The organism is Roseivirga misakiensis (assembly GCF_001747105.1).
Classification (GTDB): Bacteria; Bacteroidota; Bacteroidia; order Cytophagales; family Cyclobacteriaceae; genus Roseivirga; species Roseivirga misakiensis.
In genome coordinates this window covers 1008777-1029618 of the sequence record NZ_MDGQ01000005.1, presented here as the reverse complement: position 1 = coordinate 1029618, position 20842 = coordinate 1008777, and the positions used below count along the sequence as shown (strand labels likewise).

The window sequence follows — 20842 nt, the reverse complement described above, 5'->3', positions numbered from 1 at the left end:
CACATAGCTCCTCTCATTTCAAGCTATATCTTTCTGACAGAGTAATCATGCGTAGAGCTGCCCTATTTGCTGGACTAATGACACATAAACAATTACCGGAAATGTATCAATCATAATTATGACCGATACATAGCATTAGGTAATAATTGAATGAACATTGATGTAGTATTTTTTCTGAAGTTCGGACAAAAAGAGCATATAGATAATCTCTTGAAAAAAGGGGAGATTTTCCTGAACACAATACAATGGTTCAAAAAGTATGAAAAAGACGGAATAGGAGATATTTATGAAGGAGCTTATGAAGTTGACAACTTAAGTGGAAAACTAACTCTCGAAATACCTAACAATCCAATAGTATTAAATAATGCTAATCTTCAATTAAGAAAACATCACGAAGGTCATATCGGCAATATATTTTCTACTTATGCCATTTCGACTTTATTGCTAAAAAGAAAGCCAGTTCATAGGATTGATGTAAGGATGAGAAAATTTGGTACTCATTGCCTCATTATAAAGAATCCGAGGCAATTTATTGATTCAATTACCGATAAACTAACTAATATGGGAATTGAACATTCTCATGATATTGTTCAATACAAGAATTTAAAAAAGAAAAATCACAAAATGAGTTTATTTGACAAAACCCATTTGTTGAGTTATCAAAAAGAACATCGAATAATCGCTTGGACAGAAAAAGACTGTGCTCTGAAATTTGAAATAGGCTCAATAGAACATTACGCTGAAATGCATTCGACTGATAAGATTATTGAGACACTCACAGTAGAGTGTAAAAAATAGACGTCATCTAGCAATGGCTCATAACCAACGTTAGGCATAATTATTTAATAAAATGGAAGAAGGATATCTCATAGAAGATTATAGAACAAAAGAGACCATATCAATTGGATCTCCAGGAGTACAAGTTGGCGCAATGCAAGTGACTAGTGGAAACCTTAAGGAGGTTATAGATAATCCTTCCAATTATCAACTTAGAATCAATTATGACTGCCCTTTTCTCTTCCCCTTAAAAGATCACAACACGGGAGATTTCGATCTTCAAGAAAAACGTATTAGATATTTTCATCTCATTAAAAAAAGAGGCCAACAAGAATTTTCTACTTTGGACATTTTAAGACTACCTAAATTCTCTTCGTTTCAATTGATTGTACCTATTTCTAGGGAAGATTTTAGGGTACATGACAATGGTTATATCGAAAATAAATTAGATGACTTTAGTTGGAAAGTAATCAATCATTTAAACATCAAAATAAATGATGTGATAGAGCAAAAGGAGCTAAAAATTAATTTAAATACCAATAAAATCCTTAGCTATAGGAACATTTATCTTCATAATGATGATCTGAATCAACCTGTTGCTCATACTGTGTTTCCCTATACAAGTATGGTTCATATAAATGCCCCGAAAAATTCCGAAAATATTGATGAAGATGTACTTCGCCTCTACCTCCAAAACAAGGTAGAGCTAAAAAACTTTATAGAGGACTATTTGCCGAAAGTTGAGTCGAGCAATGACTTTGAAAAAATCATCCTAAGAGTGGTACATGATTTTGCTTTCTATGCAAGCGAAAGACCTGAAGTACTTTTCCAATTAGAAGAAGAAATGATTCGAGATTTGTTCCTGGTAGCATTGAAAATACTCCTACCTATCTCAGAGGCTGAAGTATTTAATTATGATGGCAAATTAGATTTTAAAGTTTCTGACCCTTTGAAACCTTATGAATATATATCAGGTGAGTTCAAAATTTGGAGAGGGAAAAATTCATTTGATGACTGCTTTCATCAAATCACTCAAAAACATTCAACAGGTGCTGAAAAAAGTGTATACATGCTTTTTATTAATCGAAATAAAGATCCTGACGCTACTTATATGAAAGCCCTAAAGTTTTTAAAACAAACAGATATTTATATTCAAGAACTAAACCCAAATATATCTTTATCAAAGAATCAAAAATTCTCTCGGCACGAAATCGATCTAAAAGGTAGACGAACTGATCTGATTATTGGAATAATCAATGTTTACTATGAAAGAATTTAAAGTGCCTCACATTACCTATACGCAATGCGACTGATAGTGGTACAGAGAGCACATCACTCCTTACCATCAAAAGCTGTGCTTTGCTTTTGAAAATGTATAACCTAAAAACAAAGCTTGGCATCGGCTACCGACCATGCTCAATTGAGAACTATCGCTTTCAATCCTGCAGAGCCTATAGTAAAACCGTTACCTCGCCATATTCCCTAAAAACAGCGCATTAAAGAAAAGCTTATTGGTACCATACCACATGCCTCTAAAATTAGGGTTATCGGCAAACATAATCACACTGCCACGGCCAATACCGGATACAATCAGCGAAGCCGTCCCTCCTATTTTTTCAAGGTTGGTTTTGTTTACATAACCACCCAATAATGGATTCTCCTTGTACTGGACTACGGTGCCAAAAGGATTGCTAGTCGGTGCTAAAAAGATGGAGTGGTTTCTATACACTGGCAAATCGCGTTGCGTATAGCCAAAACCAAGCGGATGCGTAATATCAACATCCGTCATATACATAGAGCCACCAATGGCATTAGAGCCGTTAAATTCTCGTGAAGTGACATAGTCCATACGCGCAGGCACATCTCGTTTCGGACGCTCGGCAAACTTCTCGTTCACAAACTTAGCATTCACCGCCCAACTAGTCGCGCTTCTTAGGGTAATCACGGTCCCTCCTTCTCGCACCCACTGCTTAATTCTATCGAGGGTATTCTTACCCAAAGAACTGTAGTTGCCCGATGGCAGAATCAGCGTGTTATACTTACTCCAGTCAATTCTGCCGACGCTGCTCGTCATTACTTTAGTGATCGGCATACCCACTTTATCATCTAGCAAATGCCAAATTTCACCAGCCTCATAGCTACTGACATTGCCACCGATCAGCATCAAGGCTTTCGGTTGTCTAATCGTTCTAAAACTACCACTACCCAAGTCAATCCCAGAAGAACTATACCCAGATTTCGCGCTATAAGCCCTAATTCCAGCCAGTTCCGTGGCTTCCTCTATATAGGCATGCACCAAATCGGCATTTACCTCCTGTCTGGCCACCGGAATCATCAAAGTACCGTAGCCAAAATCCTTATCGCCGTCATTGGTCTTTAAACCAAACTTTTTAAAGGCGGTATTCACGTAAAGCCCCTTATTCAACAAGTAGTTCAGCGCTTTAGGCGCATAGTACTCATCCCATTCTATCAGGTAAGCATAATCCGTTTTCTCCACGCTGGCGTAGGTGCCCCCATCATAACTCCTATCCACAGTTTCGCCATTCAGCACCGCTTTGCCAGTATATCTTTCATGCGGCATATTGTAGGTCAAAGCCGTGGTCCAAGACGAAGCGTCATAAAAAATGCTATCATAAAAATTCGTCACCTTTTCAAACATAGTTCTCACCATGCGGTATTGGCTTTGTTCGTTAGGGACATAAAAAGCATTGCCTGCCTTAAAAGTTTTCCCTTTCAGGGTAATGTCTTCGTTGAGTTTAATGGTTTTGATTCTGTGCCTGGTCAATAAGTCTACAAACTCACCATTTCTACCTTCGTCGGTCTGATCGCCAAACACCCAGCCGCCACTGGCTTTCTTCCCTTCTTCTACCGCCGTTCTAAAGAACTTTCGTTGGTGGTTTACCAAGGTTTCTCGTTCACCCACCGCGCCACGGACGGTCGCTAAACTGGTGGTTAAATGATTTTTGATGGTAAAGGCAAAAGCGACTTTTGCCATTCTAGAATCTTGCAAATGACCGCGAGAACTCGCCTGTTCAAAGACAAGACCCAGCGCCCCATGAATATCAGGATAAGTAGAGCCATAGCCTGGATAACTGTTATCATACTGTTCTTTGGTAAAATAAAGCGAACCGATCTCGTCCAAAGACTCATGAAAATAACCCGCAAAAAGGTTGTTCAATCCGTCATAATTATCGCGTGGTACTACAGGGTTTTCAGAACCAAATGGTTTCGTCGGTTCAAAAAAGTAAGTGGAATTAGTACCCATTTCATGAAAATCCGTCACGATATGCGGATACCACTGGTGGTAAAAATCTATTCTCGCCTGCGACTCTACATGAGCCAATGGCAACCAATCTCTGTTCAAATCATACCAATAGTGATTCGTTCTACCACGAGGCCACATTTCGTTGTGTTCTGCATCTATTGGGTCAGAAACCATCGGGTCACCCTTAAAGCTGTTCGCCCAAGTACTGTGTCTATCCCTTCCGTCAGGATTAAATGCTGGATCGATCAATAAAACCGCATCTTTTAGCCCATTGGTTACTTCCGCATGTCGTCCCGCCACATAGTAATAAGCCGTTAATAAAGCCGCCTCACTACTCGAAGGCTCATTTCCATGAACATTGTAGCCCAAAAGCACAATTGATTTTTGGTCGCTTAAATCTTCCTCTTGAATTGGTGGGGTAATGGCCCTTACATGTGCCGCCTGAATTTCGTCTAGATTGGCTAGATTTTCGGGAGAAGTAACCGTTAGCACAACTAATTGTCTATGCTCATACGTCTCGCCGATCGTGTCTAACTTGGCCCTGTCCGATACCCTGGCCAATTCTCGCATATAACCTACAATTGCATCGTGTCGCGTGTGTAGCGTACCGATCGGGTAGCCCAGAAACTGCTCTGGCGTTGGAATTTTCGGATCAAAACGCGCATTGGCCGGAAAAAAGTAATCACTTTGGGCGAAGACCGTACTGATGGTAAGCAATAGACATAGTGCGGTGAAGAGGCTTTTTTGTTTCATGGTGATGAATTATCGGTTAATCAGAAAATAGGAATCAGGGCTACTGATCACAGTTTCCGCTTACTGATCAACTACCTTAATCGGTGGTTGACGATTTACTTTAAAATCAAAGATATCAGAACGATTGTAATGACCAATAGGATCAAAATCAAGCTTACTTTGTATGACCTGATCTAGGTCTATTTCAGCGGTCAATATTCCTTCTTCTCCCCACAGTGGTTCGGCCAAAACGTTACCCAATGGATCAACAATAATGGACCCGCCACTAGCCATGATGGCTGGCTGATTTTCTAAATCTTGGATTCCGGGCAAATCTGCAGGATACATAGCTTTAGTGACGTACTGATTACAGCCTAAAACAAAGCATCGGCCTTCTAGCGCAATATGTTGCATGGTTTGTTGCCAACCCGCTCGGTTATCGGCAGTTGGGGCTAAATACACCTGAACACCTCGCTGGTACATGGCCATACGTGCCATCGGCATATAGTTCTCCCAACAGATTAGTCCCCCTAACTTACCGATCGCGGTATCAAAACTCGATAAAGTGGAACCATCGTCTTCGCCCCAAATCACCCTTTCCTGCGCCGTTGGTTTTATTTTCCGATGCTTGCCTAAAAAGTCGCCATTTGGCCCAAAATAGAACATACTACAATAAAGCGTCCCGGAAACTGTGTCTTTTTCATTGACCCCGATCACTAAAAAGGCATTGGCATCCTTCGCCATTTGGCCTAACCTTAAACAGGAAGCATCGCCTTCGGCAATGGAAGATTCCCAATACCGCTGCCACAACAACCGCCCTTCGGGATGGCGACTGCCCACCACCGTACCGAAGCTTAAGCCTCTAGGGTAGGCAGAAATAAAGGCTTCTGGAAACAAGATCAATTTTGCCCCTTTGGCCTGCGCTTGGTTCACTAAGTCGGCCGTTTTATCAAGAGTGGCGGCTAAATCAAATAAAACGGGCGCGGCCTGCACTACGGCTGCTGTATACTTTGAAGACATGCGTGAATTTAGGGATATTTCGGCACGAAAAGCTTAATAATTACACGAGAAGCGCCTTCACTATCTTACCACAAATAGCTCACTATCAATTGGTTGAAAATCTATTTTAAAAAAATACAATATTTCTTGTCATATTTCAGACACGCGTGTCACTAAAGAGAGTAGAAAGCAAAGCAGAATTGAAAAGGCAAAAGAATTGACGCAAAAATTCGAAGACATATTAGAGGTCAACAAGGAAAAGATTTACAGAATCTGTAGAATTTATGCGGTAGACCCAATAGAGCCACAGGACCTATTTCAGGAAGTGGTTTTTCAGATATGGAAATCACTGCCAAGTTTTAAAGGTGAAGCGTCTGTTGACACTTGGGTTTATCGGATCGCCTTAAATGTAGGGCAGCGATCTCGATTAGAAGTGGCACGCGACCAAAGTAAAAAGGTAAGACTCGATTCTATCCTTTTTCTTCCCGCTGATAACCATGAAAACGAGGCACAGGAACTTCGGTATCAGGCGCTAAGAACTTGTATAAAACTGCTGAAAGAAACTGACCAATCTCTACTGGTTTTGTATCTGGAAGACTTGCCGTACAAGGCAATGGCCGCTGTGACTGGTCTGACCGAAAATCATATTGCGGTAAAAATGAAACGCATTAGGAAGTTACTTTTTGATTGTATAGCCCCTAAACTTAACTAAAGATGGTAGAACAGGAATTAAAAGAAATCTGGAGGAATTCGTCTCAAATAGAGCAGATCAAATTCGATATTTCTCGGCTTTTGCGCGATTTGGATAAGCGAGCGAAAAAGCTAGATCAGGTGATTAAAAACCGTGATCGTAGAGAAATTGCAGCGTCGGTTTTTGGGGTGATTATGTTTGGTTATTTTGCCATTGCTATCCCTTTTTGGATCACAAAAATTGGTGCCTTACTTTCAGTTCTCTGGTTCATTTACATCATTTTTAAATTCAGAAACAACAGAAAAACAAAAGCGCCCGTGGACCTTACCCTGCCCTATAAAGAACAGCTCCACCGACAAAGAAAGAATATAGAACAAGAGGCTGCATTTCTCAATAGTGTGCTCTACTGGTATGTACTGCCACCGTTGATTGCCAATTTGGTCTTTATTTTTGGTGTGGGTGATCCATCGGCTTATAATTGGGAACCTGGGTTTTTAGACTTTATCCCTTTCACCATGAATTCCAAGATTACTATGTCTATCGGCATTATCTTATTCAGCGCCTTTGTAGTTTGGCTAAACAAAAGGGCTGTCAAAAAGACTTTAACCCCTATCATTAAGGAAATAGATCGGATTGAATCTCAACTGGAAAACAACTTGTAATCAACTCAAAAAACAACAAGCATATGAAGAACTTCATCATCACCCTTTTACTTTTATTTTCGGCCATTTCGACCGTTTCTGCCCAAAAGGAATCTGATAATCTAAAAGCAGCGGCCAAAAAGTTTGTCGAAGCATTTAATGCCGATAAACCCGAGGTTATTTTCAATATGTTTTCGGATGTAATGAAAAAGGCGGCCCCTGAAAAGACATTGAATCCATTTTTAGCCAGTTTAAAATCTGAGCTAGGCCCTATTCAGAAAAATGAATTTGTGAAGTATGAAAATGGAGGCGTGGCGCTCTATAAAATGACCTTTGCCAAGGGTATCCGAGGTTTTAACTTGGCCGTAGATGCCGCACAGAAAATCATTGGTTTACGCGTAATTCCATTCGAAGAAAACACAACTCCCGTCATTGAACGAAATACAACATCCATGATTCTTCCTTTTAAAGAGGAATGGACCGTTTTCTGGGGAGGCACCACCACGGAGCAGAACTATCATGTGACGACACCTTCACAACAAGGCGCCTTTGATTTACTAATCACAGATGATCAGGGAAAATCCTATCAAACAAATGGGCAGACTAATGAAGATTTCTATGTTTTTGGCAAAGAGATTATCGCACCTGCCGCAGGTGAAGTGGTGCTGGTGGTAGATGGCATAAAAGACAACAAGCCGGGTGATATGAACCCAATATACGTACCTGGAAACACCGTAATTATTAAAACTGCCAACAATGAATACCTTTTCTTCGCGCATTTTAAGCAACACTCCATTGTGGTAAATCAGGGGCAAAAAGTAGCACAAGGTGAGGTATTAGGGCTTACTGGAAACTCAGGCAATTCTTCTGAGCCTCACCTCCACTTTCACATCCAAAACGAAGAAGAAATGAGTAAAGCGATCGGCGCTAGAGCTTTTTTTGCCGAAATATTGGTTAATGGAGAATTGAAAAAAGACTACTCCCCTGTTCGCGGAGAGAAAATCAGGAATAAATAAGATTTTGAAAGGTAAGCTTCTTTGGTCAGGAGTTTACCTTTCCACATACTTGGCAAAGCGCTTATTGGCCCAATAAATCACGAATCCACCCGTAAAAAACATGAGCAAGCCGTAAACCGCTGGGGCAATGGCAAACTCTGTATTATTCAACAAAACCACCGCGACAGAAACGCCCAAAGTACCGTTTTGAATTCCTGACTCTATGGCAATAGATAAAGCAGATTTTTCATTGAGCTTAAACATTTTAGCCAAATAGAAACCAACCAACATGGACCCAATATTCAAAACGAGCGAGGCTAAACCTGCTTCTTGGATATAAGGGATAATGTTCTCTCGCTCTTTAACGCAAAGCCCAACAATCACTAATAAAATCACCACACCAGATGCTGTTCGTACCGGCTTTTCCATTTTTAGGGCAAATGCCGTTTTATACTTCCTGATCGTCATACCAATAATGACTGGTATAATGGTAATGACCATCACTTGAACGATCGTCTCGACCACATTTAGACGAATCACTTCATTTCGATCCATAAACTCGCCCAAAGCAAAATTGACAATAAATGGTATGGTCAGGATGGTAATAAAGCTACTAAATGCCGTTAAAGTGACAGATAAGGCCGTATTGGCCTTGGACATATGGGCAATCAAATTAGAAGTGGCACCACCCGGACAAGCCGCTAGAATCATAATACCGACAGCGATCTCTGGTCGAAGATCGAAAAATGAAGCGATTGCAAAACCGATCAAAGGGAGCAGAATCATTTGGCTCACCAGTCCGACGATAACGGCTTTTGGGTATACCAGCACCCTTTTGAAATCATCGGTCACAAGAGACAATCCCATACCGAGCATAATGATAAAAAGCGAAGCGCCTAAAACAATTGTTGCGAGTTGATCCATACCTATCCTGTTGAATATCGAATCTAAGAAAATTTAAACGATTCACGTTTAGTCAGATTCTAGGATGCACTGAAAGATTTGGCATTATTCCCTTATTTTTGATTTTCAAATCGGTATGTCAGCACCCAAATCCACCAGAATTAATAAGTACCTCAGCGAAGTTGGCTATTGCTCTAGAAGAGCAGCAGATAAACTTATAGAGCAAGGTAAAGTGACCATAAACGGTAAAGTCCCTGAAATGGGCACTAAAATTTCTGAGGGAGATGAAGTTCGGGTAAATGGTCAGTTGGTTTCCGAGCCAAAAGCCAAAAAGAATGTATACATCGCATTTAATAAACCAGTCGGCATTGTTTGCACTACGGATACGGGGGTTGAAAAAGACAACATCATCGATTATATCAATTATCCGAGTCGTATTTTCCCCATCGGGCGGCTTGATAAACCCAGCGAAGGGTTAATCTTCTTAACAGACGACGGCGACATAGTTAATAAGATCCTGCGCGCCAGAAATCACCATGAAAAGGAATATATGGTGACAGTGAATAAACCTTTGCGTGCCGATTTTGCCACAAAAATGAGTAACGGCATCCCAATTCTCGGTACAGTAACCCGAAAGTGTGAAGTGGAAGTTTTGAGCAAATTCCGATTCAGAATTGTCCTAACGCAAGGCCTAAACCGCCAAATTCGAAGGATGTGTGAATACCTTGGATATCGGGTAACAAAACTAAAGCGGACTCGGATTATGAATGTCGGCTTGGATATGCCTGTCGGTAAATGGCGTGATCTGACCGATAAGGAGCTAAAAGAAATTAACCGGCTCGTTTCTGACTCTTCTAAAACCCACGATTAGGGTTTTCTGCATGCCATAAACCTATTTATGAAATAGTCTCCCCGCTTGAAAATCTCTAAATTGAGCAGGCCTGAAGTTTATGATCAATCCCAATTAAAATGAAACTATCAGACCACAACAACAAGACACTCAAACTTGCACTTCATCAGAGTATTGAAAACTACGCCGATTATTCCGCAAACTTATTGAGCAAAGGCAACATTGAAGATTCAATAATTTACCCGCCAAACGGGGGATTGACGAATGAGGAGCGTCATTCATTGAAACAGCTTTCGAAAATCCCTCACTTAAAATCTGCCTTAAGAAAGGTATTAGCCGATAATGCTGCGCAGGTAGTTTTCGACTTATTCAACCATATCGATGGTACTACTGATCCTGACGAGGCACTCGGAGAATGGACTGGTGTATCACTCGTAGACAAAACAGATGATATCGAGGAAAATGATGAAATGCACCACGATAATTTCTTAGATACTTATTGGGACTGGCGAGCGCTACGCACAAACCAAAGTTGGAAATTAGACTTATACGAAGGTTAAAGTATTAACTTTTTCATTCGTCACTTGTTTTAACTAGCTCGTTTCCAATGCTATAGTCAACTTTATCCACTACCCTTCTGACCCAGAATTCAATCATCTTCATCGGATCCTATATTCAATAATTAAAATATTAGTTTATTAACTAAATAATTAGTCATATGTTAGCGAGAGACTAAAACAACTAACATATGAAAACACTAAAACTAATCTCTCAATGCTTTCTTATCCTGATCGTCTGGGTAGCCCTACTCATCTTTGGCTTTAGTAGCGGTCAACTCCTCAGACCAATATCTGGTGATTCACCACAAGCGTTTATTGAAGAGACTAGTCAATTGATCAACGACGAATTTGTCGGAAACCTGGGCCTAGTCGTTTTAGAGAACGGCCAAGTAGCCGATGAGTATTATTATGACATCAAAACCGACATCGATCGCAATACCGTTTATCAAGTCGCTTCGGTGAGTAAATGGGTGACAGCCTTCGGTTTATTCAAACTAGTTGAAGACGGCAAAGTCGATCTAGACACCCCTATTGATAACTATTTGACACGCTGGCACCTACCGCCGAGCGATTTCGATAACAGAAAGGTTACTCTGAGGCTACTACTTTCTCATAGCTCAGGTCTGATCGATGATTTAGGGTACGATGGATTCGGGCCAGATCAGCCTGTCCAGACCATAGAGGAGTCTTTAACTCAGGCTGCCGATGCCGAGTATGCGGCTGGAAAAGCGATTGTAGGTTATGAACCAGGTTCACAGTACATGTACTCTGGTGCTGCCTATACCATCATTCAACTATTGATAGAGGAAGTTTCTGGAAAATCCTTTCAAGCATACATGACGGAGACAGTTTTTGAGCCATTAGGCATGGTCAGCTCAACCTTCGATTTGGGTACAAAACCTGAGCTGAATCTCGCCACACGGTATAATCGCGATGGTAGCGTTGCTCCTGCGAATAGATTTACAGCTTTGGCGGCGGCTTCATTGTTTACCAATACATCGGATTTAGCAAAATTCATGGCGGCTCATGTCTCTCCTAATCCTGTACTTTCGGCAAGTACGATTCAGCAAATGATCCAGCCTCAAACCTATATTAACAATACCCCTGTATATGCGCTAGGTCCTCACCTTTATAGCCAAGGGGACGAATCCTCTCAAATCATTGGGCACGATGGCAGCAGTGGTCAACCCACTATAAATACTGCTGCCCGAATTAATATGACGACAGGAAATGGGATTATCGTTTTAGAAATGGGCAGCCCCAATTTAGCCTCTCGAATAGCCGATGAATGGATATTTCTAGAGGGTGGCATAGCCGACTACGTTGTCATTCAAAGAAATAAGCCCTTCCTTATGACGCTTTTATTTGTGGGATATTTAATACTCGTTTCAACTTACTTCTTATGGAGAAGTAAACGCACAAAAAAAGCCAAACTGACCTAGTATAGGTTAGTTTGGCTTTTTAGAAAAGGGGTAACTTTTCTATCTTAAAACCTTAATTAACATCCCTTTTGACACTTGATCGGTCAGCTGCATGCCGTTTAATAGTGATAGCTCAGCCATCTGATCGGCAGAAGCGCCAAAGCCACTGAGTGCACTTTGCAGAGAAGCATTAGCTTGTACCTCCACTATTTTTACACGCTGTGGCTGACGGTTTAACTTGTCTGTATCTGTCAAAACTTTGAAGCTTTCCATGGTCTGCATGAAGTTACCAGCGTAAAGACCGTGATCTGCAAAAGAAGAGATCCCCATTAGGCTATACACATTGCTATTATACTCGATGAAATAGGTAGTAGCGCGGATAGCCTTATTTCCAGCTTCATCTGATTGATCGGCAACGATCGCCACAGCATTTAAGCCATTTACTTTTAGATTCTTTGACTCAATTAGCTCCAACTTGTACTGCTCCACGAATTTAGTGGCTGCGGCTGCGGCACTAGTTCCTTCTGCCAAAGTCAAAGCCATATTGGCCTTTCCGTTCGGTTCAGCCATCTGAAATTGTTGTGGAGAATTTTGCGAACCCCATCCATTCGGAATTGAAAAAGTAAACTTGAGTGTGGGGTGATAAAAGTTACTATTCTCTACAAATCCCTGTCTTGGGTCTTCTCCAAAAACGAGTCCATCAATAAGTCTTAGATACTCATTTCGATTGACCTTCGGGTCGGTTAAGTTCAATTTGGTTTGCCATTCATCAGCGTACTTTTTGACAGACTCATTACGCTCTGCGGGATCGGGGTGCGAAGACATAAATGTTGGGATTTGCTCTCCACCGCTTAAATCTCGTTGCCTTTTCAGCGTTTCAAAAAAGCCAGCCATTTCTTGAGCATCATATCCAATTCTTGAGGAATATTCCGCACCTAACTGGTCTGATTGGCGTTCATCGTCACGACCAAATTTCAGAAACAATAAACCTACTCCTTGCTGTGCTGTGGAAGCATACTGCGCAAAAGTCTCAGACACCAAGGTTCCAGCCATAAGCCCTACACCTGCCAATTGCTGATTACTATACTGCTGGGCAGAATGTCTCGCAGTTACATGACCAATCTCGTGCCCTAAAACACCAGCAAATTCAGCTTCATTGTTAAAATGAGCCATAATTCCACGAGTGAAATAGACAAAACCTCCAGGGACTGCAAATGCATTTAACACTGGAGAATCAACTATTTTAAATTCATAAGGTAAGTTCGGTCGATGCGATATGGCGGCCATTTCTTTGCCTTTTTCCTCAATGAATTGCTGTAATTTTTCGTCTTCATAAAGACCAAAAAATGATACAATACCAGGATCAGACTCCTTGCCCATGGCTATCTCTTTTTCTTCAGACAATAGCATGAATTCTTTCTTTCCTGTGACTGGATTTGTTGCGCAGCTATAGCTGAATAATAGCACAAAAGCGAAAAGGATTAACGGTGTGATCTTTCTTGACATAATAGATGATGTTTTATAGAGAACAGCATACCAATTACGTACCAAACGGTGGTTCTAGTTCAGGATGCCCTCAGTCCTACAAAACTACAGAATCTTGTGGCAAGAGGAAGTAATTAAAACATATAACTGGGACTAAAAATCCAATATTGGGATAATCTGGAGATAGAAAAAGTCATTCCTATTCCTTACAACTACTGATGAATTTTGTCCCCATCAACTCCTAATTTCTGGTGAAATTTGTCCCCATAAACATTCAGTATGCTATAAAACATAACCTTTTATCCCAAAGTGGTTTGCTGGCCGATGATATACAACTACATTAACTAGCCATATAACTAACCAAAGCATATGAGAAATTTTTTATTGGGCTGTCTGATAGTCCTACTATCGACATCTGCAATTGCCCAAGACACAAACAGCAAAAAAGATACAGATAAAAAGAAGAACAAAAACCTACCCTTAGAACCCGGAAGAACATTCGATTTCGACCTCAATGAAGGTTCTTGGATAGCACTGGATGTAAGTCCCGATGGCAAAACCATTGTCTTTGACTTTTTAGGCGACCTCTACACCATTCCAATGAAAGGTGGCGAGGCCACACAGATCACATCAGGCATGCAGTTCGATGCTCAACCGCGCTTCAGTCCCGATGGCATCAAAGTAATTTTCATTTCAGATGAGTCTGGCGGGGAGAACGTTTGGACCTTAGACCTAGCATCTAAAGAGAAGAAGCAAATCACAAAAGGAAATAATAACCGCTATCAAGGACCAGAATGGACACCGGATGGAAAATATATGATCGCCTCTAAACAAGGTGGTGGCGGATCTCACAAAATCTGGTTATACCATGTAGATGGCGGATCTGGTACGGCCATGGTTCGCGAACCGCGATCACTAAGAATGTTAGAGGGAGCCTTTAGTAATGATGATCGTTATGTATGGTTTTCAAGAAGAACCGGTTCTTCTACTTACAATGCACCAATGCCGCAGTACCAAATTGGCAAATATGATCGGGTTACGGGAGAAATGATCACGCAAACGTCCAGATATGGATCGGCGTTTCGCCCTACACCGAGCGCTGATGGCAAATGGCTCGTTTACGCGACTAGGCACGATACCCATACAGGACTCATTCTTAGAGATTTAACTACAGGCGATGAAAGTTGGCTCGCCTACCCAATTCAGCACGACGATCAGGAATCAAGAGCCTCACGCGATGTACTTCCTGGGTTTTCTTGGACACCAGACGACAAACACATTGTGATTTCTTATGGAGGGAAAATACATAAGATCAATGTTGCCTCGAAAAAGGCCACTGAAATTCCGTTTCGAGTAAAAAACAGTATTGAACTTGGCCCAGAATTAGATTTCGATTACCCAATTTCTGACGATGCTCAATTTACGATTACCCAAATACGTGATTTAGCACCTTCACCAGATGGTAAAAAAATGGCATTTACTGCCTTAAACGAAGTTTACATCGTTGATTTACCCAATGGCACCCCTCAAAAGTTAGTCGATTTAAAGGAAACGCAAGCTGAGCCTGTTTGGTCACCTGATGGCGAATGGATCGCCTTTGTGACTTGGCAATCGGCAGGTGGAAAAGTTTACAAGGTTAGACCTAACGGCAATAATTTAACCCAACTGAATAAAGAGGACGGTGTCTTCCAAAGTCCTGTTTGGAATAACGATGGTTCCAGGATAGTCTTGATCAAAGGACAATCCGAAGACTTTAGAAATGCCTTACAAAGAACAGCTTTTAGAGGCACGAGTGACTTAGTCTGGATTTCAGCAGATGGATCAGGCAATAACTTTATCAGTTATACCAATGGGCGATCCAATCCGCACTTTGTAAAGAACTCTGATAGAATCTACTTATCCAGTTTCAGAGGGTTACTATCCATCCGTTGGGATGGAACTGATGAAAAAGAACATGTTCAAATCAGAGGCAAGGCTACTCCCGGTTCTACAAATGCACCACGAGCTTCATGGATTGAAATGGCGAGAGAAGGCGATCAAGCTTTAGCGGCCATTGGCACTAATATTTATGTGGTAACGGTACCGCAAATCAGTAATACAGCACCAACAATTTCAGTAGCTAATTCAAAAAATGCAGCATTTCCTTCCAGACAATTGACTGATGAAGTCGGAGGGCAATTCCCTGCTTGGGGTTGGGACAGTAATATGGTACATTGGGGTATTGGCAATGCGCATGTGATGTACGACTTAGCTGGGGCAAAGGCGTTTGATGAAGAAAAAGCAGCTGCGGCTAAAGCCAAGAAAGAGGCTGCTAAGGAAGACGTTAAACAGGAAGAAAAGGCAGACGAGGACAAAAAAGATGAGCCTAAGAACTATACTCCTGCGGAAAGACGAATTGAAATTAAAGCAGACCGAGACATCCCAAAAGGATCGATTCTACTGAAGAATGCTCGTGTTTTAACCATGAAGAACAATGAAGTTCTTGAAGGCACAGACATCTTAATAGAGAATAATCGAATCAAAGAGATCGGTAAGAATATTTCCGTTGGTAGAAGGGTAAAAGTGATCGATGCCACTGGAAAAACCATTGTTCCAGGTTATGTGGATATTCATTCTCACTTCCGCCACCCGGTAAACTTACATCGAGGCCAATTCTGGTCTTACTTAACGAATCTGGCTTTTGGTGTTACCACTACCAGGGACCCTCAAACGGCGACCACAGACGTTCTGACTTATGGTGATTTAGTAGATGCAGGGAAGTTAATCGGCCCGAGAATATACTCTACTGGGCCAGGTATTTTCCGTGGAGAAAATATTAGCAGTTTAGATCATGCCCGAAAGGTGATGAAACGCTACAGCGCTTATTATAACACCAAGACTGTGAAAATGTATGGGGCTGGAAATCGCCAACAAAGGCAATGGATTATTCAAGCCGCCTTTGAACAAAACATCATGCCGACGACTGAGGGAGGTTTGGATTTCAAGAATAACTTAACACAAGTTATCGATGGCTATCCGGGGCACGAGCACTCCTTCCCTATTTTCCCTTTGTATAAAGATGTCATCGATATGGTGGCTTTTTCTAGAACAGTCTATACACCAACCCTTTTGGTTGCCTATGGCGGACCTTGGACTGAAAACTATTTCTATGCCACTGAAAATCCTCATGCAGATCCTAAACTGACGCACTTTATGCCGCACTGGAATCTCGATTCTAGAACGCGACGAAGAAATGCTGGTTGGTTTATGGAAGACGAGTACGTACATGTAGAGCAATCTACCTTTGCCAAAGACCTAGTTGAAGCAGGCGGTAGAGCTGGCGTAGGAAGTCATGGCCAATTACAGGGACTAGGCTATCATTGGGAACTTTGGGCAGTGCAGTCTGGCGGCATGGATGAATATGATGCGCTTAGAGTTGCGACTATCATTGGTGCCGAAGCGATCGGTTTAGAAAATGACCTTGGTTCTATTGAAGTTGGCAAATTAGGCGATTTAGTGATTTTGAATAGTAATCCACTCGATAACATTAAAAACTCGAAGGATATTAGCCATGTTATGTTCAATGGAAGGCTTTATGAAGGAAATACGCTAGACGAAAAACATCCGAAACAAAAGAAAATGCCTAAGCTTTGGTGGCAAGACTATGCGCCTAAAGGTGTACCAGGCATAAAAAAATAGTGTCGTTAACACTTATTGTGAAAGCATCATTGACTAATTCATGTCGATGATGCTTTTTTTGAATATGAGACAGATCGCTCTTTTCCTAGTATTCAGTTTTTATACTTCCCTGGCCCTTGGGCAAGCAGATTATCAATACGATGTACCTGAATTTCTCAACGATGATTGGAAAGTAAACTCGCTCCAATCACAAAACATTAACGCTTCCCTATATGAGCAATTTATAAACGCAATGAATAAAGAAGATCATGAGTTGCATAGTATGCTTCTGATTAAAAATAACGAACTGATCTTTGAAAAATACTTTGGCGAGCATAGTGTAGACAAACAGCACGACCTAAGATCGGTGACTAAAAGCATTACATCTCTCATATTGGGTATAGCCATAGAAAAAGAGTATGTCCAAAGTCTTGATGACCCAATTTCTAGGTATTTGGGAGAATTTGATAACCCCAAAAACCCTGACCCGAGAAAGAATCAAATCACAATTCGCGATTTTCTCACCATGAGCTCTGGTTTGGAATGCAACGATTGGGACCCAAAATCGAAAGGACAAGAGGATAAGATGTATAAAAAGAAAGATTGGATCCAGTTTATGGCAAATTTGCCTATGCTACATGACCCAGGAGAAATATCTACCTATTGTACTGGGGGCACCATCTTAATTGCCGAGATTATCGAACGGACATCTGGTTTGAGCCTGCCCGATTTTGCTCAGAAACACCTTTTTGAACCGATGGGTATCGAGAATTTAAGCTGGGGACACACCAATAAGAAAACGGTAATCTCATCCGGCCAAAGATTAAATATGACCTCACGTGACATGGCAAAACTGGGGCAACTGATCCTTAATAAGGGAACATGGATGGGTAAGGAATTGATCCCTGCTTACTGGATTGAGGAATTGGCTACACCAAAAACAAAAATCACAGGATTAAACTATAGTTACCTTTGGTGGCAACTTCCATTTACGAAAAATGGCGTTTTAGAACCGTCGATTTGCGCTACTGGTAATGGTGGACAGTATATTCTTACTTTTCCTGAACTCGACCTGGTCGCTATATTTACTGGAGGGGCTTACAATTCTCCGAAAGATAAATTACCTTTTACCGTAGTTAATAGAATCATTCTTCCATCTATTAAGGATAACTAACATATGATTTCGCGGCAATGGAAATGTATTTTGAAAGAAGGTGAGTACGATAACTATATCAACTTTCTACAAAACAAAGTGCTCAACAAGGCGGCCAAATTACCGGGTTTTGTAAGGTCCGAAATACAAAAACGACACACCAGTCAAGGAATAGAATGCCAGGTGATAACTGTATGGCAGAACTACAAGGTAATCGAAGCCTTTGCTGGTAAAAACATCAGCCAAGCCATGGTTCCAGAAGAAGCCCAGAAAATGATGGTTTCTTTTGATAAAGTTGTCATCCACTATGATATCATATGACCAAAGCGTGAAGATGATAAGGGGACCTGTAAAACTTTGTTTTACAAGCAATATGTAGTTAATTATACGCTAATTAACCTTACCCTACCAAGACGAACGCGTGAACCTATCTAAGCTCACATCAGAACTTAAAAGACGTAATGTTTTTAAAGTAGCCACAGCTTATGCGGTGACTGGCTGGTTGTTAATTCAAATCGCCGTTTCCATAGAAAAACCGCTATCCCTACCCGATTGGCTCGATACGGTTATCATTCTTACTGTATTGATAGGTTTCCCTGTCGCACTAATCATTGCTTGGGTTTATGAATGGACCAATAAAGGCCTACAAAAAACCGAAACCGTCGATTCTGAGATCTCAATTACTTCTACCACCAGCAAAAAACTGAATAGGGTCATTATTTTTTCCCTATCGGTGCTGATCGTTTTTCTATTAGTTGAAAGAATATTCTTTGTTGGAAACCTATTTGTAGAAGATAAACCGTCGGTGGCGGTGCTACCTTTTGTAAACCAAAGCACCGACCCTGAAAACGCATTCTTTGCAGATGGTTTGGCGGAAGAATTACTCAACGAGCTCGCACATGTGGAAGGGTTGCGGGTAATCGCTCGAACATCATCCTTCAGTTTTAAAGGTAAAAGTCTTAGCCTTAAAGAAATTGCCGAAAAGCTAAACGTCGACCACATTCTCACAGGATCTGTACGAAAAAGTGGCAATCAACTGAGAATCAGCACAGAATTGGTCAAGATTGAAGATGAAAGTAGTATTTGGTCGCAGGCTTATGATAGAGAGTCAAACGATATTTTTGACATTCAATCAGAAATAGCCAAATCGGCCATAAAAGAGTTAAGAGTACAACTTCTTCCGGAAGAGATTAAAGCTCTTGACAACATTCCTACAAAAAGCGCAGCGGCATATGAATTATTTCTCCGCACCAGGCAAATTCGTTCCAACGCACCAGATACTCTTCGCTTGGAAATAGAGCTTTTGAATCAGGCGATCGCACTTGACCCTGAATTTGCAAAAGCACATGCCTCTTTAGCTATATCCTATGACCTACTCCACGAATATGGCAATTACCCTTTTGATCAAACACTTGAAAAAATGGAGTTTCATGTGAGTGAGGCGTTTAAATATGACAGCAATTCACCTGAAGCCTATAGAGCTAGAGCTTGGTTGAAGCGCAAAAACTTTACAGGTGGTCCAGAGCGGTTTGTGGAAGCTATCAAAGATTTGGAGAAAGTTGTAGAATTGGTTCCGAATCACGCATTGGCTTACAACGACCTTCAAATTGTCTATAGAGAACAAAATAGAATCTCAAAGGCTGATTCAACCCTCTTAATTGCTTGGAAGCTCGACCCCTTAAATAAGGCCATAACACATAATGTTACCGGACTGTATGCCAATCGAGGTGAACTCGAAAAAGCCATAGAAATATTAGAAGAGGCGTTGGTTGAACACCCGAACTTTGCTCCGCTTTATACGCAGATGATTGGGTTTATGCGAAATGCGCCTTACGGTAAAACAGAGAAAGCGTTTATGTTGGCACATGAGGCTAATAAAAGGTTTCCGCAGGATGTTGGCCTATATGAAAGACTTGTTGAACTATCTAAATCACTAAATCTACCTCCCCTTACTGATAAATACCAAGGTCAGTTTTTGGCACTTTATCCTGAGAACTTCACTGCCATGACAGAAATGATCAACACTCGATTTTATCGCAAAGAATACGATGAGATTCTAGGTTTCGCTGAATCAATCCTTCAGCGATTTGGTGAGCCAGCGGCAAGATCATTGGCAGTTTTAAGAATATCGGCCCACTATCAAAAAGAGGAGTACAAAGAGGCACTTGAAATAATTGATGAATTCTTTCCAGAAGTATATAACGTGGATTTTAAACTAGACGAAGTCTTAGAAGCACAATTTCACAATGATTTATCATCGATTCTTGAGTTCTACACTTATATCCTAATCAAACAAAACGATAATAGAACAGGAGACTATATCGGAAAAATAGAAAGTCATATGTCTTATCACGATTCATTAACAGAGACTCGCCGAATACAGAAATCAGCTAAATTCTCAGAGTTTATGATCGAGAATGAGGAAGTAAGTGTCGGTAGGCTTTATAGTCAACTTCATGTTGCTTCTATGAGAGGCGAAGTCAATAAAGCAGTGTCTTTGATTGATGAAATCTATTTCCAGAGACGTGCCTTTTCGAGCGCACTAGTGGAGTTGACTACTGATGCTATGTTTGATCCGATTTATGAAAGCAAGGAGTTCCAGGCCATTCTAACCCGAATTAAAGAAGATGTTAATTCAAAACGAGCTGTTGTGATCGCCTACTTGAAGGAACAAGGTGAGTGGGACAATGCTTGGACTGCCCAACTTGATTAG

At 41.1% G+C, this 20842-nt stretch carries 16 protein-coding genes; 12 read left to right on the top strand and 4 right to left on the bottom strand.

Annotation, left to right across the window (positions count from 1 at the left end; all coding sequences use genetic code 11):
* The first annotated feature begins 150 nt into the window (after nucleotides 1-150).
* Both BFP71_RS12165 and BFP71_RS12160 read left to right on the top strand, forming a co-directional pair.
* Nucleotides 151-798: a hypothetical protein gene (locus tag BFP71_RS12165; RefSeq protein WP_069835736.1), complete on the top strand. Its 648-nt coding sequence runs from the start codon at nucleotides 151-153 to the stop codon at nucleotides 796-798.
* A gap of 52 nt (nucleotides 799-850) precedes the next feature.
* On the top strand, nucleotides 851-2056 hold the full coding sequence (locus BFP71_RS12160) for a hypothetical protein (RefSeq protein ID WP_069835735.1): 1206 nt from the start codon (nucleotides 851-853) through the stop codon (nucleotides 2054-2056).
* Between the two features lie 186 nt (nucleotides 2057-2242).
* Here the strand turns inward: BFP71_RS12160 and BFP71_RS12155 are convergent, their stop codons facing one another.
* Both BFP71_RS12155 and BFP71_RS12150 read right to left on the bottom strand, forming a co-directional pair.
* Nucleotides 2243-4795, bottom strand: a complete 2553-nt coding sequence (locus BFP71_RS12155) for a M14 family metallopeptidase (RefSeq protein ID WP_069835734.1) — start codon at nucleotides 4793-4795, stop codon at nucleotides 2243-2245.
* A gap of 60 nt (nucleotides 4796-4855) precedes the next feature.
* Complete coding sequence (locus BFP71_RS12150; protein WP_069835733.1) at nucleotides 4856-5794, bottom strand: carbon-nitrogen hydrolase family protein; 939 nt, start codon at nucleotides 5792-5794, stop codon at nucleotides 4856-4858.
* A 196-nt stretch (nucleotides 5795-5990) separates the two neighbouring features.
* Here BFP71_RS12150 and BFP71_RS12145 point away from each other — a divergent pair, with 196 nt between their 5' ends.
* Genes BFP71_RS12145 through BFP71_RS12135 form a run of 3 tightly spaced genes read left to right on the top strand, consistent with a single transcriptional unit; the run spans nucleotide 5991 to nucleotide 8121 of the window.
* Nucleotides 5991-6485, top strand: a complete 495-nt coding sequence (locus tag BFP71_RS12145; RefSeq protein WP_245701843.1) for an RNA polymerase sigma factor — start codon at nucleotides 5991-5993, stop codon at nucleotides 6483-6485.
* A gap of 2 nt (nucleotides 6486-6487) precedes the next feature.
* A complete protein-coding gene (locus BFP71_RS12140; protein WP_069835731.1) occupies nucleotides 6488-7126 on the top strand; it encodes a hypothetical protein in 639 nt (212 codons plus the stop codon).
* A gap of 23 nt (nucleotides 7127-7149) precedes the next feature.
* The gene (locus BFP71_RS12135) at nucleotides 7150-8121 is read left to right on the top strand and encodes a peptidoglycan DD-metalloendopeptidase family protein (RefSeq protein WP_069835730.1); all 972 of its coding nucleotides are present in this window, start codon (nucleotides 7150-7152) and stop codon (nucleotides 8119-8121) included.
* Nucleotides 8122-8154: 33 nt separating this feature from the next.
* Here the strand turns inward: BFP71_RS12135 and BFP71_RS12130 are convergent, their stop codons facing one another.
* Complete coding sequence (locus BFP71_RS12130) at nucleotides 8155-9024, bottom strand: bile acid:sodium symporter family protein (protein WP_069835729.1); 870 nt, start codon at nucleotides 9022-9024, stop codon at nucleotides 8155-8157.
* Between the two features lie 115 nt (nucleotides 9025-9139).
* Between BFP71_RS12130 and rluF the strand changes: the two genes are divergently transcribed.
* The 3 genes from rluF to BFP71_RS12115 all read left to right on the top strand — a co-directional run bounded on the left by rluF (nucleotide 9140) and on the right by BFP71_RS12115 (nucleotide 11855).
* On the top strand, nucleotides 9140-9874 hold the full coding sequence (gene rluF / locus BFP71_RS12125) for a 23S rRNA pseudouridine(2604) synthase RluF (protein WP_069835728.1): 735 nt from the start codon (nucleotides 9140-9142) through the stop codon (nucleotides 9872-9874).
* A gap of 98 nt (nucleotides 9875-9972) precedes the next feature.
* The gene (locus BFP71_RS12120; RefSeq protein ID WP_069835727.1) at nucleotides 9973-10413 is read left to right on the top strand and encodes a hypothetical protein; all 441 of its coding nucleotides are present in this window, start codon (nucleotides 9973-9975) and stop codon (nucleotides 10411-10413) included.
* 188 nt (nucleotides 10414-10601) lie between these two features.
* The gene (locus tag BFP71_RS12115) at nucleotides 10602-11855 is read left to right on the top strand and encodes a serine hydrolase domain-containing protein (protein ID WP_069835726.1); all 1254 of its coding nucleotides are present in this window, start codon (nucleotides 10602-10604) and stop codon (nucleotides 11853-11855) included.
* 39 nt (nucleotides 11856-11894) lie between these two features.
* Here BFP71_RS12115 and BFP71_RS12110 read toward each other — a convergent pair whose 3' ends face one another.
* Complete coding sequence (locus BFP71_RS12110) at nucleotides 11895-13340, bottom strand: M48 family metalloprotease (RefSeq protein WP_069835725.1); 1446 nt, start codon at nucleotides 13338-13340, stop codon at nucleotides 11895-11897.
* Between the two features lie 348 nt (nucleotides 13341-13688).
* Between BFP71_RS12110 and BFP71_RS12105 the strand changes: the two genes are divergently transcribed.
* The 4 genes from BFP71_RS12105 to BFP71_RS12090 all read left to right on the top strand — a co-directional run bounded on the left by BFP71_RS12105 (nucleotide 13689) and on the right by BFP71_RS12090 (nucleotide 20842).
* A complete protein-coding gene (locus BFP71_RS12105; protein ID WP_069835724.1) occupies nucleotides 13689-16997 on the top strand; it encodes an amidohydrolase family protein in 3309 nt (1102 codons plus the stop codon).
* Nucleotides 16998-17061: 64 nt separating this feature from the next.
* On the top strand, nucleotides 17062-18150 hold the full coding sequence (locus BFP71_RS12100) for a serine hydrolase domain-containing protein (RefSeq protein WP_176723360.1): 1089 nt from the start codon (nucleotides 17062-17064) through the stop codon (nucleotides 18148-18150).
* Nucleotides 18151-18153: 3 nt separating this feature from the next.
* Nucleotides 18154-18450, top strand: coding sequence for a hypothetical protein (locus BFP71_RS12095; RefSeq protein ID WP_069835722.1), 297 nt, complete (start codon nucleotides 18154-18156; stop codon nucleotides 18448-18450).
* Nucleotides 18451-18550: 100 nt separating this feature from the next.
* Entirely contained in the window at nucleotides 18551-20842 is a 2292-nt protein-coding gene (locus BFP71_RS12090) for a hypothetical protein (protein ID WP_069835721.1), read from the top strand.

What these genes read in the sequence shown, in the direction of transcription:
- BFP71_RS12165 (WP_069835736.1), top strand. Translation starts at nt 151, where the DNA reads ATGAACATTGATGTAGTATTTTTTCTGAAGTTCGGACAAAAAGAGCAT.
- BFP71_RS12160 (WP_069835735.1), top strand. Translation starts at nt 851, where the DNA reads ATGGAAGAAGGATATCTCATAGAAGATTATAGAACAAAAGAGACCATA.
- BFP71_RS12155 (WP_069835734.1), bottom strand. Translation starts at nt 4,795, where the DNA reads ATGAAACAAAAAAGCCTCTTCACCGCACTATGTCTATTGCTTACCATC.
- BFP71_RS12150 (WP_069835733.1), bottom strand. Translation starts at nt 5,794, where the DNA reads ATGTCTTCAAAGTATACAGCAGCCGTAGTGCAGGCCGCGCCCGTTTTA.
- BFP71_RS12140 (WP_069835731.1), top strand. Translation starts at nt 6,488, where the DNA reads ATGGTAGAACAGGAATTAAAAGAAATCTGGAGGAATTCGTCTCAAATA.
- BFP71_RS12135 (WP_069835730.1), top strand. Translation starts at nt 7,150, where the DNA reads ATGAAGAACTTCATCATCACCCTTTTACTTTTATTTTCGGCCATTTCG.
- BFP71_RS12130 (WP_069835729.1), bottom strand. Translation starts at nt 9,024, where the DNA reads ATGGATCAACTCGCAACAATTGTTTTAGGCGCTTCGCTTTTTATCATT.
- rluF (WP_069835728.1), top strand. Translation starts at nt 9,140, where the DNA reads ATGTCAGCACCCAAATCCACCAGAATTAATAAGTACCTCAGCGAAGTT.
- BFP71_RS12120 (WP_069835727.1), top strand. Translation starts at nt 9,973, where the DNA reads ATGAAACTATCAGACCACAACAACAAGACACTCAAACTTGCACTTCAT.
- BFP71_RS12115 (WP_069835726.1), top strand. Translation starts at nt 10,602, where the DNA reads ATGAAAACACTAAAACTAATCTCTCAATGCTTTCTTATCCTGATCGTC.
- BFP71_RS12110 (WP_069835725.1), bottom strand. Translation starts at nt 13,340, where the DNA reads ATGTCAAGAAAGATCACACCGTTAATCCTTTTCGCTTTTGTGCTATTA.
- BFP71_RS12105 (WP_069835724.1), top strand. Translation starts at nt 13,689, where the DNA reads ATGAGAAATTTTTTATTGGGCTGTCTGATAGTCCTACTATCGACATCT.
- BFP71_RS12100 (WP_176723360.1), top strand. Translation starts at nt 17,062, where the DNA reads ATGAGACAGATCGCTCTTTTCCTAGTATTCAGTTTTTATACTTCCCTG.
- BFP71_RS12095 (WP_069835722.1), top strand. Translation starts at nt 18,154, where the DNA reads ATGATTTCGCGGCAATGGAAATGTATTTTGAAAGAAGGTGAGTACGAT.